The sequence below is a fragment of the Promicromonospora aerolata genome (assembly GCF_042682255.1).
Lineage (GTDB): Bacteria > Actinomycetota > Actinomycetes > Actinomycetales > Cellulomonadaceae > Promicromonospora > Promicromonospora aerolata.
Window position 1 is genome coordinate 5,849,229 of sequence record NZ_JBHUHF010000001.1, and the last position, 13,422, is coordinate 5,862,650.

Annotated in this window: 9 protein-coding genes; 5 read left to right on the forward strand and 4 right to left on the reverse strand. The window is 72.7% G+C overall.

Annotated features, from left to right (window positions below):
• Window positions 1–5: 5 nt before the first annotated feature.
• The 5 genes from ACFSL2_RS26100 (at window position 6) to ACFSL2_RS26120 (ending at window position 8,963) form a co-directional block, all read left to right on the forward strand.
• Window positions 6–1,766, forward strand: coding sequence for an HNH endonuclease signature motif containing protein (locus ACFSL2_RS26100; protein ID WP_377200635.1), 1,761 nt, complete (start codon window positions 6–8; stop codon window positions 1,764–1,766).
• 208 nt (window positions 1,767–1,974) lie between these two features.
• A complete protein-coding gene (locus ACFSL2_RS26105) occupies window positions 1,975–3,372 on the forward strand; it encodes a family 43 glycosylhydrolase (protein WP_377200636.1) in 1,398 nt (465 codons plus the stop codon).
• Window positions 3,373–3,375: 3 nt separating this feature from the next.
• A complete protein-coding gene (locus ACFSL2_RS26110; RefSeq protein ID WP_377200637.1) occupies window positions 3,376–4,740 on the forward strand; it encodes a hypothetical protein in 1,365 nt (454 codons plus the stop codon).
• A complete protein-coding gene (locus ACFSL2_RS26115; protein WP_377200638.1) occupies window positions 4,668–7,409 on the forward strand; it encodes an ATP-binding protein in 2,742 nt (913 codons plus the stop codon). The genes ACFSL2_RS26110 and ACFSL2_RS26115 overlap by 73 nt, the downstream gene beginning before the upstream one ends.
• Before the next feature lie 45 nt (window positions 7,410–7,454).
• Window positions 7,455–8,963 (forward strand): multicopper oxidase family protein, encoded by a 1,509-nt coding sequence (locus ACFSL2_RS26120; protein ID WP_377200639.1) that lies wholly within the window; start codon window positions 7,455–7,457, stop codon window positions 8,961–8,963.
• Window positions 8,964–8,972: 9 nt separating this feature from the next.
• Here the strand turns inward: ACFSL2_RS26120 and ACFSL2_RS26125 are convergent, their stop codons facing one another.
• The 4 genes from ACFSL2_RS26125 to ACFSL2_RS26140 are packed head-to-tail and all read right to left on the reverse strand — an operon-like array spanning window position 8,973 to window position 13,399.
• A complete protein-coding gene (locus tag ACFSL2_RS26125; protein WP_377200640.1) occupies window positions 8,973–10,469 on the reverse strand; it encodes a lipase maturation factor family protein in 1,497 nt (498 codons plus the stop codon).
• 41 nt (window positions 10,470–10,510) lie between these two features.
• Window positions 10,511–11,467, reverse strand: a complete 957-nt coding sequence (locus ACFSL2_RS26130) for a TIGR03885 family FMN-dependent LLM class oxidoreductase (RefSeq protein WP_377200641.1) — start codon at window positions 11,465–11,467, stop codon at window positions 10,511–10,513.
• Window positions 11,464–13,164: an alpha-amylase family protein gene (locus tag ACFSL2_RS26135; RefSeq protein ID WP_377200642.1), complete on the reverse strand. Its 1,701-nt coding sequence runs from the start codon at window positions 13,162–13,164 to the stop codon at window positions 11,464–11,466. The genes ACFSL2_RS26130 and ACFSL2_RS26135 overlap by 4 nt, the downstream gene beginning before the upstream one ends.
• A gap of 7 nt (window positions 13,165–13,171) precedes the next feature.
• Entirely contained in the window at window positions 13,172–13,399 is a 228-nt protein-coding gene (locus ACFSL2_RS26140; RefSeq protein ID WP_377200643.1) for a hypothetical protein, read from the reverse strand.
• Window positions 13,400–13,422 lie beyond the last annotated feature (23 nt).

Genomic DNA, 13,422 nt, shown 5'->3' on the forward strand with positions numbered 1-13,422 from the left:
GACCGGTGGAGCAGTCGACGAGTGACGGACCCGGCCTGTCCGCTGCTGCGGGTTCGATCGAGGAGGTGCTGGCCCGGTTCGAGAGCGTGATGGACGACCTGGCGAACCTGACCGACCCGGGTGTACTGGACGGGTGGAACGCGCCGAGCATCACGCGGTTGGCCGAGGCGCACACCAGGATCCGTGGGCTGACCGGCCGCCTGGACGGGGCCCGGTACACGCTCCTGTCGCGGATCGAGGCTGAGGGCTCGTGGCGGTCCGGTGGGATGGCGCGTGCGTTCACGACCTGGCTGCGAGTGCGTGAGGGTGTGTCGTCGGCGACGGCGGGCAAGGACATGGTGATGGCACGCCGTTTGGCTACCGCGCTGCCCGTTACCCGAGACCGCCTGGTCGCCGGAACTCTCGGCGCCGATCACGCGCGGGTGATGGCCGAGGTCGCGCCGACGAGCGAGTCCCGCACGGACGCGTTGGCGTGGCTGATCGACACCCGTACCGGGCAGACGACGACGCCGGAGCTGTTCGTGCAGACCGTTGCGGTCGACTTTCCCGACCCGGTCGACGACCCGGACGGAGCCCGCACCCGCCAGCTGGTCACCCGGGTCGTGGAAGACGCCGTCGCGGCGGGGACGCTGGTGACGGGTGAGGGCCTGGTGCTCCGCGAGGCCGGTGTGCTGAACGCGGACCGGTTCCGGGTGGTGGCGCGTCGGTTCGCGACGGTGACCGACCCGGACACCGACGATGCCGAGGACGACAAGGCCGCCCGGGGCGAGTTCCTGGACCTGGCCAAGACCTTCGGCGGGTATCACGTGGCAGGGTTCCTCACCGACGAGCACGGGCTGTTGGTCACCGCTGCCGTGAACGCGGTCATGGGTGCGCCGTCGGCTGAGGACACGCGTTCGTCGACGCAGCGGCGGGCGCAGGGACTCGCCGACGTCGCCCGGGTGGTGCTGGACACCAACCAGGCCGCACCCGGGGCGGCCATCCCACCCCACCTGAACGTGACCGTGTCCTGGACCGAGCTGGTCACCCAGGTCACCCGTACCCGGGACGGCCTGTGCCTGACGTGCGGACAGGCCACACCGGACCGTCCGGCACCACGGCGCGCGACGGGCAAAGGTCCGGCCGGCACGAGCACGGCAGACACGGGCACACCAGTCACGGGCACGCCAGGCACGGGCACACCAGGCACGAGCGCAGATGCAGTGGGCACCAGGACGGTGTCGGGGCTGCTGTCGGCCGGTGGCCCTGCGTTCACCGAGACCGGTGGCCGTGCGCCGCGGGCGGTGCTGCGCAGGTTGGCGTGTGACAGTGCGGTCACCAGGGTCGTGTTCGGCCCCGATGGTGCGGTCCTGGACGTGGGCCGGGCACAGCGCACGGTGACCGGTCAGATGCGGCGTGCCGTGATCGCGCGGGATCAGCACTGTGTGTTCCCGGGGTGTGATCAGCCGCCGTCCCGGTGCGAGGTCCATCACGCGGTGACCCACTGGGCTCACGGCGGCGGCACTTCCGTCACCAACAGTGCCTTGTTGTGCTGGTTCCATCATCAGCTCGTCGACGCCCGGGGCATCACCATGCACTGGACGGGGCGACCTACCACCGACACCGACACCGACAGCACCCCCGACGGTGCTCCCGCCGCCCTGCTCGAGACCGGGTGGGCCTTCACCGACGCCCGCGGGCACCGCATCCGCCTGTCCGATGCCCTTCGAACCCCTGCCCGACGCCGCTGGACCAGCGCACCCGGCCGCCGAGCCACCAGCAGCTGAAGCCGCCTGAAGCCGCCTGACCGTCGGGTCGCGGCTTCAGCTCTCGGCGGCGAGGCGTGCGAGCACACCCGCCCGTGCCTACGCGTGCGAGCACTTCGGCACCTCGGCGAGGAACCTTTCTGTCGGTTATTGAGTGTCGAAATCTTGCTGGCTAGCGTCCCCCTCGACGTACGGCACCGGCGCCGTGCGTGGAAGGAGAACGTGTCTGATGACTGGTTTCGAGAACGAGTTCCGCGTCGACCGGCGGTCGGTCCTGGCGGGGGCAGCGGGCCTCGCCGGCTCGTTGGCGCTGGGCTGGACACAGCCTGCTGCGGCGGCGTCCGCCTCCCACCCTGCCCCCGGTGCGGGGACGACGGGAGCGGCGGGGGCGGCGGCGCAGCGGAACCCCGCGAGCTACCCGGCGAACTGGCCCGACCCTGAGCCCTACGGAGCCGCCGACACCCGGCTGGACCTGTGGCCGCGCGAGGACAACTCCTTCATCCTGCCCCTGGAGCTGCGCCCCCGGGACGAGGAGCGGGGCCAGGTCTGGATCCGCGACACCTACGTCAACTGCTTCGTCGTCGACGGGCGGCCCGTCTACGTCGCTACCGGGACCACGCGCGTACCGGGGCTGCCCAAGGCCGGGCCCTGGAACGACGGCATCTTCATGTGGGTGGCGTCGTCCCTCCGCGGGCCGTGGAAGCTGGTCGACACGACCGGCATCCGGCCCGGCGCGGAGAAGGGCAAGGTGTGGTCGCCGGAGTTCGTCGACGAGAACCGGCCCGGTCGCACCGTCGTCGCGCCCTGGCAGGAGTACTGGCACGACACCGGCCAGTTCGGCAAGCGAGGCAACACCTGGGCCCCTGAGGTGCACTACTTCCGCGGCACCTGGTACATCGTGGCGTGCATGGGGGACCACTCGCGCAAGGTGGGCTCGTTCATGCTGGTGAGCGAGGGCGGTGTCGAGGGACCGTACCGCCTGGTCGAGGGCAACCTCGAGAAGCCGTTCGGCGAATCGTTCATCGGTGGGCCGCGCTTCATCGAGCCGGGGGCCTACCACCACATCGACGGCAGCCTCTTCTCCGAGGGTGACGACGCGTGGCTGGTGCTGCACAACGACCTCTACGCGAAGTTCCGGGACGACATGGAGGACATCGTCCCGACCACCGACCTGCCGAGGTTCCAGCAGGTGCCGTACTCGCCCGAGCCGTACCTGGAGGGCGCGTACGTGTTCAAGCACGGCGGCAAGTACTACCTCCTGCACGCCGCGTGGGACCGCACGTCGACCAACCCCGACGGGACCACGCGCAACGCCTACGACCCACCCGCCCCCGGCCGGGTCCAGTACCAGTACGACGCGATAGTCGCCGTCTCCGACCGGTTCGAGGGACCGTACTCCGAGCGCTGGACGGCGGGGGTGGGCGCGGGCCACAACAACTTCTTCGAGGACCGCAGCGGCAAGCCCTGGGCGACCTTCTTCCGCAACCCCGCGCAGGGCTATTGGGCGGACCCGTCGCGCATCGACGACTCCGCCGTGGCCGGTGTCGTCCAGCTGGAGTGGACCGGCACCGAGGGCAACCGGCTCTACGTCCAGCGCCGCAACGGCCGCGGCGACATCGACGGCTGACCCGTGCGAGCCCTACGATTCACCACGAGGCGTCGCGCCGTCGCGAGCGTGCTCACGACGGCGCTCGCCCTGGCCCTCACGGTCGCCGCGCCCGCGTCCGGCGCCGGGATCGACACGGCGTCCGGCGCCGGGAGCAGCACCGCTTCCGGCGCCGGGGACGGCGCAGGCGGCGGGGTCCAGCCGCTACCCGCGCTGGGGGCGCTCGGCGCCAACTACAACGAGAACCTGGACCAGCTGAACCACCGCGAGCTGCGCAGAGCTCGCGCCGACTGGGTCCGCGGTTTCTATGTGCTGCCGGAGGCGGACTCGGTTCCTCCGGCGCAGAGCCCCACCCTCCGGGCGGTCCGCGACGCCCACGACAGTGGGCTGCGCACCGTGCTCAGCCTGAAGTTCCCTCGGGCAGGAAGCTCCTTCCCGCGGCCCGGCAGCGCCGAGATGGCGGCCGAGCTGGCCCGGCTCGATCGTGTGCTGCCGCAGGTGTTCGCCACGGCCGACATCGTGACCATCGGCAACGAGCCGTTCATCGAGAGCATCCCGGCCGAGCGGGACGAGCGGCTCAACGAGTTCTACGAGACCGTCGCCCGCCACGTCATCGACCGCCGCTCGGAGCTGTGCGGTGCGGAGTGCGGTACCCATCTCTACATGGGTGCGCTGAACCGCCTGGACCTGCCCAGGAACCGCACGCCGGCCGTCGAGCGGTATCTCGCCTTCGTGCGCGGGACGCCGGAGATCGAGGGCGTCGACCTCCATCCGCACGTGGCCGACCAGGCTCGGATCCAGGACTTCCTGGACTACACGCTGCCCCGGCTCCGCCCGGAACAGACCTTTCTGGTGACGGAGTTCTCCCTGGTCTGGTACTGGAAGCGGCACATGACCGACCGCATCCCCGCCGCGTTCGCCGAGCGCTACGGGTACGCGGCCGACACCGAGGTGTGGCAGGTGATCGACGAGGCGATCGAGCAGCCCTTCCCCTCGCGCAAGTGGGACGACCTGCTGTCGCAGAGCCCCTGGTTCGAGGTCAAGAAGCACCTGCTGCGGGACGAGATGGAACGGTTCCGGAGCACCGGCAGGCTCGCCGTGGCGACGTACGGCTTCAACCAGATTCCGTCGATGACGGCGGGCTGGAGCGCCACGAAGCCGCCCTGGCTGCTGAACAGCGTGTTCGCGGACCTGACCGTGCGGCCGGCCGGCCAGGGCATGGCGGCTCCGGGCTACGCGTGGCTCGACGACTTCAGGGCGCTCCAAGAGACCGCCGACGGCGCAGGGCCGTGCTCCGGCCTCGATACCGTACGGGTATGCGCACGTCAGCCGGGTCCCGTGGGTCGCTCGTCGGAAGGCAGCACGAGGTCCGGCGCGTCACCGAGCTGACGGACGCCGCGCGGGACGGCCTGGGCGGGGCCCTGGTCCTGCGTGGCGAGGCGGGCATCGGCAAGAGCGCTCTGCTGGGCCACGCCCGGCAGAGCGCGCCCGGGTTCCAGGTCATCGAGGCCACCGGGGCCCAGTACGAGGCGGACCTGCCGTTCGCCGCCCTGCACCAGCTGTGCCTACCGGTGCTGCGGCATCTCGACGGCCTGCCCGTTCGGCACCAGGAGGCGCTCCGGGTCGCGTTCGGCCTGTCGGCCGGCAGCCCCGACGTCTTCCACATCGGCCTGGCCACCCTCGGCCTGCTCTCGGCCGCGGCCCGCGAGCGCCCGCTTTTGTACCTGGTCGACGACGCCCAGTGGCTCGACTCGGCGTCGTCACGCGTGCTGACGTTCCTTGCCCGGCGGATCGCAGCCGAGCCGGTCGCCATGGTGTTCGCCGTGCGGCTGCCCGCTCCGGCGGCCGGCCGGCCCGCTCTCGCGGACGGGCTGGACGTCCTGCCCGTGTTGACGGTCGACGGGCTGAGTGACGCCGAGGCCCGGGTGCTGCTCACGGCGCAGAGCCACGAGACCCTCGACGAGCAGGTGCGCGACCGGCTCGTGGCCGAGGCGCGGGGCAACCCGTTGGCGCTGCTCACGCTGCCGCGGGCGGGCGGCTTCGCTCCACCGGACGCGTCCCCCGCGCCGACCCGGGTCGAGCAGGGGCTCCGCTCCGCACTGGCCGGGCTTCCCACCGAGGCGCTGCTGCTCCTTACCGTCGCGAGCGCCGACCCGACCGGGGACCCCGCGTTGTTGTGGCCCGCGGCCGAGCACCTGGACATCGACGTTCCGGCGGCGGTCGCGGCAGCTACCGCGACGGGTCTCGTCGAGTTCGGCGCCCGGGTCCGCTTCTACCACCCGCTGGCCCGGACGGCGGCCTATCAGGCGGCGGGTGCGCGGGAGCGCCGGCTGGCGCACCGCGCGCTCGGCGCCGTGACGGACCCCGTCGCGGACCCGGACCGGCGTGCCTGGCACCGTGCGCAGGCGAGCGCCGGTCCGGACGACGACGTCGCCGTGGAGCTGGAGCGTTCGGCGTCCCGCGCTCGGGCGCGTGGTGGGGGGACGGCGTCGGCGGCCTTCCTGGAACGCGCCGCGGAGCTGTCGCTGGACGCCGGCAGGCGCATCGAGCGGACGCTGACGGCGGCGCGCGCCCAGCTCGAGACCGGTGCCGCCGAACGGGCCGCGGAGCTGCTCACGGCCGTGCACGGCTCGGGCCTCGACGAGCTGCAACGTGCCGAGGCCGACCTCCTGCGGGGGCGGATCGCCCTCGTGCGGGAGGGGGACTGCGACGGCCCGACGTACATGCTGCGTGCGGCCGACCGGCTCGCGGTGCTGGACCCGGAGCGGTCCCGTGCGATCTACCTGGAGGCGCTCGAGATGAGCCTCCTGGTCGGCCGGGCGACCGGCATGATGGACCGCGTCCTTGCCGCGGCCCGGTCCGCGTCCCCGACGTCGGCCCCGGGCGGCTCGCCGGTGGTGACGCCGCGGCGGCCGGACATCCTGGACGCGTTGTCCGTGCTGGGCTCCGAGGGGCACCGGGTGGCCGTCCCCCTGATCCGGGAGGCTCTCGACGGCGCCGACGGCGCGATGTGGACCCGGCACCCGGCACTGGCGATCACGCTCGCGGCGGAGCTCTGGGACCCGGCCACCCACGAGACGATCATCGACTGGCTCATGAAGAACGGCCGCGAGTCGGGCTCGCCGCTGGTGCTGCGCCTCGGCCTCGCGCAGACGGCCTCGCACGCCGCGCTGACCGGCGACCTCGACCGTGCGATGGCGGCGGTCGCCGAGGAGGAGGCCATCGGTGACGCGACCGGCGGCACGTCGGTCATGTACCACCGGCTGCACCTGGCGGCGATGCGCGGACGGCGCGCGGAGGCGCTCGCCCTGTTCGGGACCGCCACGGAGAGGGCGCGCGACGCGGGCCAGTTCCTCGCCAACGTGCACTGGGCGGAGGCCGTGCTGGGCAATGGTCTGGCGGACTACCCGGCCGCGCTCGCGGCGGCCCGGCGTGCGGCCGCCGACGGCGACCTCTTCATCGCCGCGATCTCCCTGCCCGAGCTGGTCGAGGCGGCGGTCCGTTGTGGCGAGCACGATGCCGCCGTCGCGGCGCTGGAGGCGCTGACCGAACGGACCGAAGCGAGCGGGACGGCGTTCGGCCTGGGCGTGGCGGCGACCGCACGCGGTCTGGTCACCGGGGTGGAGGACCACTACCGGGAGGCGATCGACCGCCTGGAGCAGAGCCCGGCGCTCCCGTACCGGGCCAGAGCCCACCTGCTGTACGGGGAGTGGTTGCGGCGCGAGGGGCGCCGGCGGGACTGCCGCCCCCACCTGCGCACCGCCCACGAGCTGCTGTCCGGGGCCGGGCTCGAGGCGTTCGCCCAGCGGGCGGCCGACGAGCTGCGCGCCACCGGCGAGACGGCCCGTCGCCGGTCCGGGCACACCCGCGACCAGCTCACCATGCAGGAGCTGCACATCGCCCGCCTCGTGGCCACCGGTGCGACGTCGAGCGAGGTGGCCGCCCGGCTGTTCATCAGCCCGCGCACCGTCGACGCGCACCTGCGCAACATCTTTCGCAAGCTCGGGATCAGGTCCCGGCGTCAGCTCCGGGAGCAGCCGGGACTCGGGTCTACGTAGTTCTCGCCGACGCGATGGTGACCCCGGGCGCGGGACCGTCGGTCCATGGAACGTCGCACAGCCTTGAAGATCTTCGGCATCGGTATCGGCGGAGCGGTGGCGCTCGGCGCCGGTGGCCTCGGGACCTACTACGCCACCGCCAGGCGGGACACGGTCGGCAGCATCGACTTCGACACGGCGCTGGTGATCCCGCCGCTGGCCGAGTCCAGCGTCAGTGCCGCGGGGGCCCGGGTGTTCACGCTCGGCATCCAGGCGGGCGAGACAGCGTTCAAGCCGGGCCCGGCCACGCGCACGTGGGGCGTGAACGGTAGCTACCTCGGCCCGACGATCCGCGCCCGGCGCGGGGAGCAGGTCGAGCTCGCCGTGCACAACGGCCTGGACCAGGAGACCTCGCTGCACTGGCACGGCATGCACCTGCCCGCGGCCATGGACGGCGGCCCGCACCAGCCGATCGCACCCGGTGCGACGTGGGAACCACGATGGGCGGTCGACCAGCGGGCCGCGACGCTCTGGTACCACCCGCACGTGCACGGCGAGACGGCCGACCACACCTACCGCGGCCTGACCGGGCTGTTCGTCATCGATGACGAGGACGCCGAGGCGCTGAACCTGCCGTCCACCTACGGCGTCGACGACGTGCCGATGATCGTGCAGGACCGGGCGTTCGACGGCGACAACCAGTTCACCGAACGCATCCCGTTGGCGGGATCGCTGGGCGTGATCGGTGACGAGATCCTCGTCAACGGCACGCTGGGCCCGTACTTCGACGTCACGACCAGGCTCGTGCGGCTGCGGCTGCTCAACGCCTCCAACGCACGCCCGTACAACTTCGGCTTCTCCGACGAGCGCACGTTCTCACTGATCGCGAGCGACGGTGGCCTGTTGGCCGGGCCGTGGGAGACCGACCGGCTCTACCTCTCGCCCGGCGAGCGCGCGGAGATCGTCGTGGCGTTCGAGCCGGGGGAGAGCATCGAGCTGCGGTCGTACCCCTCGCCCGAGTACGGCGGTGCCCTCTCCGGACGGCTCGACGGCTTCGAGGACCGCCTCGACATCTGCCGGTTCCGGGCCGCGGACACGCTGTCCGACGATGCCGAGCTGCCCGCGGCGCTCGCCGACGCCCCGGACCTGGCCGGTGCGACGGTCGCCGCCGAACGCTCCTTCTCGCTGGCCGCGAACAAGATCAACGGGTTGTCGATGGAGATGGACCGCATCGACTTCGGCGTCCGCGAGGGCACGGTCGAGGTGTGGGAGGTGGTCAACGACAACGGCTACCTGCACAACTTCCACGTGCACGACGTCCAGTTCCAGGTCCTGACGGTCGACGGCGAGCAGCCGCCACCGCACCTGAGCGGCTGGAAGGACACCGTGCTGCTCGTGCCGGACCGCCGCTACCGGCTGGCCCTGCACTTCACCGATCACACCGACCCGGACATGCCGTACATGTTCCACTGCCACCTGCTGCAGCACGAGGACGACGGGATGATGGGCCAGTTCGTCGTCCTGGGCGAGGGCGAGAAGGTCGGCACCGTCCCCGCGCGACACGACCACTCCTGACACCCGCCGTCACGGTGTGCCGCGAAGCCGCCCGCCGTCCAGCCGCACGGGTTCGACGGCGAGGTGGAGCGACTCCCGAACCCACCAGTCACCGGTGCGGCGCCGCTCCTCGGGCGTCGTGTAGCGGTAACGGTGCAGGACGGCCCGGACGGCGGTCGGCCGCCGTCCGTCGAACGGGTCGTGGCGCAGCAGCCGCAGGGTCGGGGCGTCGGCCTCGAGCAGCCGGCGCAGGAACACGGTGAACCACCTGCCGGGGTGGCCGAGAGGCAGGAACCACATGAGCCAGTCCAGCCGCAGGTGGTACGGCGCCACCTGCGGCGGACGCCGGTCCAGGCGGCCGGGTTTGGCCCGGAACCCGTACTCGACCCAGTCGTCGGGTCCCGGCCGGTCGGCGAGCGTGCCCTCCACGGTGATCTCGTCGCGCTGCCGGGTGACCGAGCCGAACGCCCCGTAGGCGTTGACCAGCCGGAACGGCTCGAAGCTCGCGTTCATCCGCTGGTGGCGCGACGCGAGGTTCAGTGCCGGCCGCACCGACAGCACCAGGAGCAGCAGGGCCAGGACACCGACCACGAGCACGAAGGCGAGCGGCACCGGCGCAGCGGCGACGGCAGCGGACGGGGCGGGCGCGGCGCCGTCCGACAGCCCGAGCAGGCCGCCCAGCCAGGCCCAGGTGCCGTCGTCGACCACCCCGAGGGCGAGCACGATGGTGGCCCAGTTGAGCCATGCGAAGTTGCCCGTCACCACGAGCCAGCCCTGGGTGAGGACGAACACCACGCCCGCGACGGACGGGAAGGGCTGCGGGAGGAAGAGCAGCCAGGGCACGATCAGCTGGCTGACGTGGGTGCCCGCCACCTCGAACCGGTGCCACCAGCGCGGCAGATGGTGCGCGTGCCAGGAGAACGGGCCGGGCAGCGGCTGGGTCTCCTGGTGGTAGCTCAGGGCGGTCAGGTCACGCCACGCGGTGTCGCCCCGCCACTTGATCAGGCCGGCGCCGAGCTCCAGACGGAACAGCAGCCAGCGCACCGCGAAGATCATCACGAGCGGCACGGGTACGGCGCCGGAACCGAGGAACGCGACCAGCAGACCGGCCTCGCACAGCAGGGTCTCCCAGCCGAACGCGTAGAACGTCTGCCCGACGTTCACCAGCGACAGGTACAGCCACCACAGTGCGAGGAACACCAGCGCGGGCACCCACCACGGCCCGGCCTGCGGCAGTCCGACGACGATGCTCGCCCCCAGCAGCACGCCGCACCAGGCGGCCGCCACGAGCAGCCGGTCCGAGTAGTGCCACCGGAACAGGGAAGGACCGTCGCGCCAGCGCGTGCGGGCGACGAACGCCGGGACCGGCTGGAGGCCGTGCTCCCCGAGCAGGGGCCGGAACTGCCGCAGCGCACCCCAGAACGCGAGCGCGTACAGGGCACCGAAGCCGCGCTGGAGCACGGTGCGCGCCACGTCGTAGTCCGTGCTCGCCCACCAGTCGAGCCAGTCGGGCAGGGTGCCTGCCATACCGCCACGTTATCCGGCGGTCGGTCCACTCTCCCGCCGGCTCAGCGCAAGGCGGGCAGCACGTGCTCGCCGAACGCCTCGATGAACGCGTCCTGCCGGCGTCCGACGTGGTGCAGGTAGAGGCGGTCGGCGCCGGCGTCGCGCAGGGCGGCCAGGGACGCCGTCAGCTCGCCGAGGTCGGCGGAGACCAGGACGGTACGCCGGACCTCCGCGATCCCGACGTCGCGGGCCCTGGCGTCGAACGCCGCGGTCGTGGCAGTGTCCGCCGCGGTCTCGGGCGATCCGGTGTTCGTGCGCCACTGGTCCAGCGCCACCGCCTCGGCCTGCGCGAGCTCCGGTGCCCACGAGAGGTGCACCTGGACGGTGACCTCTCCCGCACCGCCGGCCTCCCGGTACGCCTCGACGATCCGGCGCAGGTCGGCGACGGGCTGGTTCACGGTGATCAGGCCGTCCGCCCAGGCGGCGTGCCGGCGGGCCGTGGCCGCCGTCAGCGCGGGGCACAGGAGCGGCGGCAGCACCTCCGGCAGGGTCCACAGCCGTGCCTGGCGCGCCACCACCACACCGGCGTGGTCCACCTCCTCGCCGTGCAGCAGCGCGCGGATCACCTGGACGCACTCCGCCAGCCGGGCGTCCCGCTCGGGTTTCGGGGGCCACAGGTCGCCGGTCACGTGCTCGTTGAGGTTCTCGCCCGAGCCGAGCGCCACCCAGAACCGGCCCGGGAACATCGCCCCCAGGGTGGCCACCGCCTGCGCCACGACCACCGGGTGGTAGCGCTGACCGGGGGCGCACACGGTGCCGAAGGAGAGCTCGGTGCCGGTGAGCGCCGCACCGAGCCACGACCACGCGAGGCCCGACTCGCCCTGTCGCTCGCTCCACGGCGCGAGATGGTCGGAGCACATCCCGGCGTCGAACCCGGCGTCCTGCGCGAGGCGGGCCACCCGCAGGCCCTCGGTCGGGTGGAGCTGCTCGTGGGAGACGTGGAAGCCGATGACCGTCACGCGTCGTCCCCGCCGCCGAGGTCGCCGGGCTCCGCCGGGCCGCTCGCGCCGGCCGCGTCGCCGTCGATGGTGCGGCGCAGCCACCGGTAGCCGTACCCGGCGAGGGAGATCCGGCCGTCCGTCTCCACGGCCGGATAGTCCTGGTCCACGTGCACGTCGACATAGCGGGCCTCGCCCGTCCGCAGGGCCGTGAGCTCGTCGTCGGGCAGGGTCGCGACGGCCTCCTCGTCCGCGAGGTTGACGAGCAGCAGGACGCTGGACTCCTCGACCCGGTACCGCAGCGCCAGGACGGACGGGGCACCCACGTCCCAGGGCTCCGGCCGGGTCCTGCCGAGCTCGCTCATCCCCAGCCGGGCCCGCACCAGCCCGCCGACCCGGTGCAGCAGCGAGCCCGCGCGTACGTTCTGCTCGTCCACGCTCACGCGTTCCGGACCGTAACGGCCGCGGATCACCGGTGCCTGGAACCGGTCCTGCGGGGCCCGGGAGAAGCCCGCGGACGCCGTCGTGGCCCACTGCATCGGTGTGCGGACGGCCTCCCGCTCGGGCAGGTCGAGGTTGTCGCCCATCCCGATCTCGTCGCCGTACCGCAGCACCGGCGGACCCGGCAGGGAGAGCAGGACGGCGTGCGCCATGGCGAGGCGGCGCGGGTCGCCGTCGAGCATCGGGGCCAGGCGGCGCCGGATGCCACGGTCGTAGATGCGCATCGACTCCTCGGGCGCGAACGCGTCGAGCACCTCCTGCCGCTCCTCCTCGGTGAGCCGCTCCAGGTCGAGCTCGTCGTTGTTGCGCAGCCAGTGCGCGTACGTGGAGCCGCGCGGGGGAGCGGGCTGCTCACGCAGGGCCCGCTCCAGCGGCTCGGCCCGACCGCGTGCCAGGGCCAGGAAGACGTGGTTGTTCGACCAGAAGTCGAGCAGCATCGTCATGCCGTGCTCGTCGTCGGTACCGAAGTAGTCGGCGTAGCGGTCCGGCTCGACGTCGACCTCCCCGAGCAGCACCGCGCCCGAGCGCTGCGCCGACACGGAGGCCTGCAGGTCGCGCACGAGCCACTGGCCGTCGGTGTCCGGCCGGGCGGCCCGGGCGCGCTCGAGCATCAGGGGCACGGCGTCCACCCGGAAGCCCGAGACCCCCATGCGCAGCCAGAACGACACGATGCGGTGCAGCTCCTCACGTACGCGCGGGTTGTCGAGCGCCAGGTCGGGCTCGTGCGCGTAGAACCCGTGCCGGTAGAACTGCTGCGCCTCCTCGTCCCAGGTCCACACGTTCGGCTCCACGTCCGGGAACATGGGTTCGATGTCGTCGCGGGGCTCGTCGGACCACAGGTAGTAGTCCCGGTACGGGGAGCTCCGGTCGTGCCGCGCCTCCTGGAACCAGCGGTGCTGGTCCGAGGTGTGCTGGGTGATCAGCTCGACGAGCACGTGCAGGCCGAGGTCGTCGGCCGTCTCCAGCAGGCGGGCCACGTCGGCCAGGTCACCCAGGCGCGGGTCGACGGCGAGATGGTCGACGACGTCGTAGCCGCCGTCGCGGAAGGGCGACGCGTAGAACGGCAGCAGCCACACGCACGTGGCGCCGAGCCCGCGCAGGTAGTGCAGCCGCTCGATGACGCCGGGCAGGTCGCCCCAGCCGTCGTTGTCCGAGTCGACGAACAGGCGTGGGTCGAGCTGGTAGATGACCGCGTCGGTGAACCAGGAGGAACGCATCGCCACCTCAGCCCTCGGAGCGTGAGCGGTCGCCCGTCCGGGGGTTCAGGGGGTCCGGGTCGGAGTCAGGGTCGGCATCCTGGTCGGCGTGCGGGTCGGGCTCACCGGCGGTCTGGGGAGCCGCCGCGTCGTCCTCGCCCTCGTCCCGGCCCGCGGCGGCTCCCGTGCGTGGGTTGAGCTGCTCCGGGTCGGCGTCCGGGTCCTCGGCAGGGTCGTAGCCGGGCTGTTCGGTCATCCTGGTCTCCCGTCCGGTAGGTC

Excerpts from the sequence above, each read along its gene's own strand:
- ACFSL2_RS26105 (WP_377200636.1), top strand. The coding sequence starts at position 1,975 with ATGACTGGTTTCGAGAACGAGTTCCGCGTCGACCGGCGGTCGGTCCTG.
- ACFSL2_RS26115 (WP_377200638.1), top strand. The coding sequence starts at position 4,668 with ATGCGCACGTCAGCCGGGTCCCGTGGGTCGCTCGTCGGAAGGCAGCAC.
- ACFSL2_RS26120 (WP_377200639.1), top strand. The coding sequence starts at position 7,455 with ATGGAACGTCGCACAGCCTTGAAGATCTTCGGCATCGGTATCGGCGGA.
- ACFSL2_RS26125 (WP_377200640.1), bottom strand. The coding sequence starts at position 10,469 with ATGGCAGGCACCCTGCCCGACTGGCTCGACTGGTGGGCGAGCACGGAC.
- ACFSL2_RS26135 (WP_377200642.1), bottom strand. The coding sequence starts at position 13,164 with ATGCGTTCCTCCTGGTTCACCGACGCGGTCATCTACCAGCTCGACCCA.
- ACFSL2_RS26140 (WP_377200643.1), bottom strand. The coding sequence starts at position 13,399 with ATGACCGAACAGCCCGGCTACGACCCTGCCGAGGACCCGGACGCCGAC.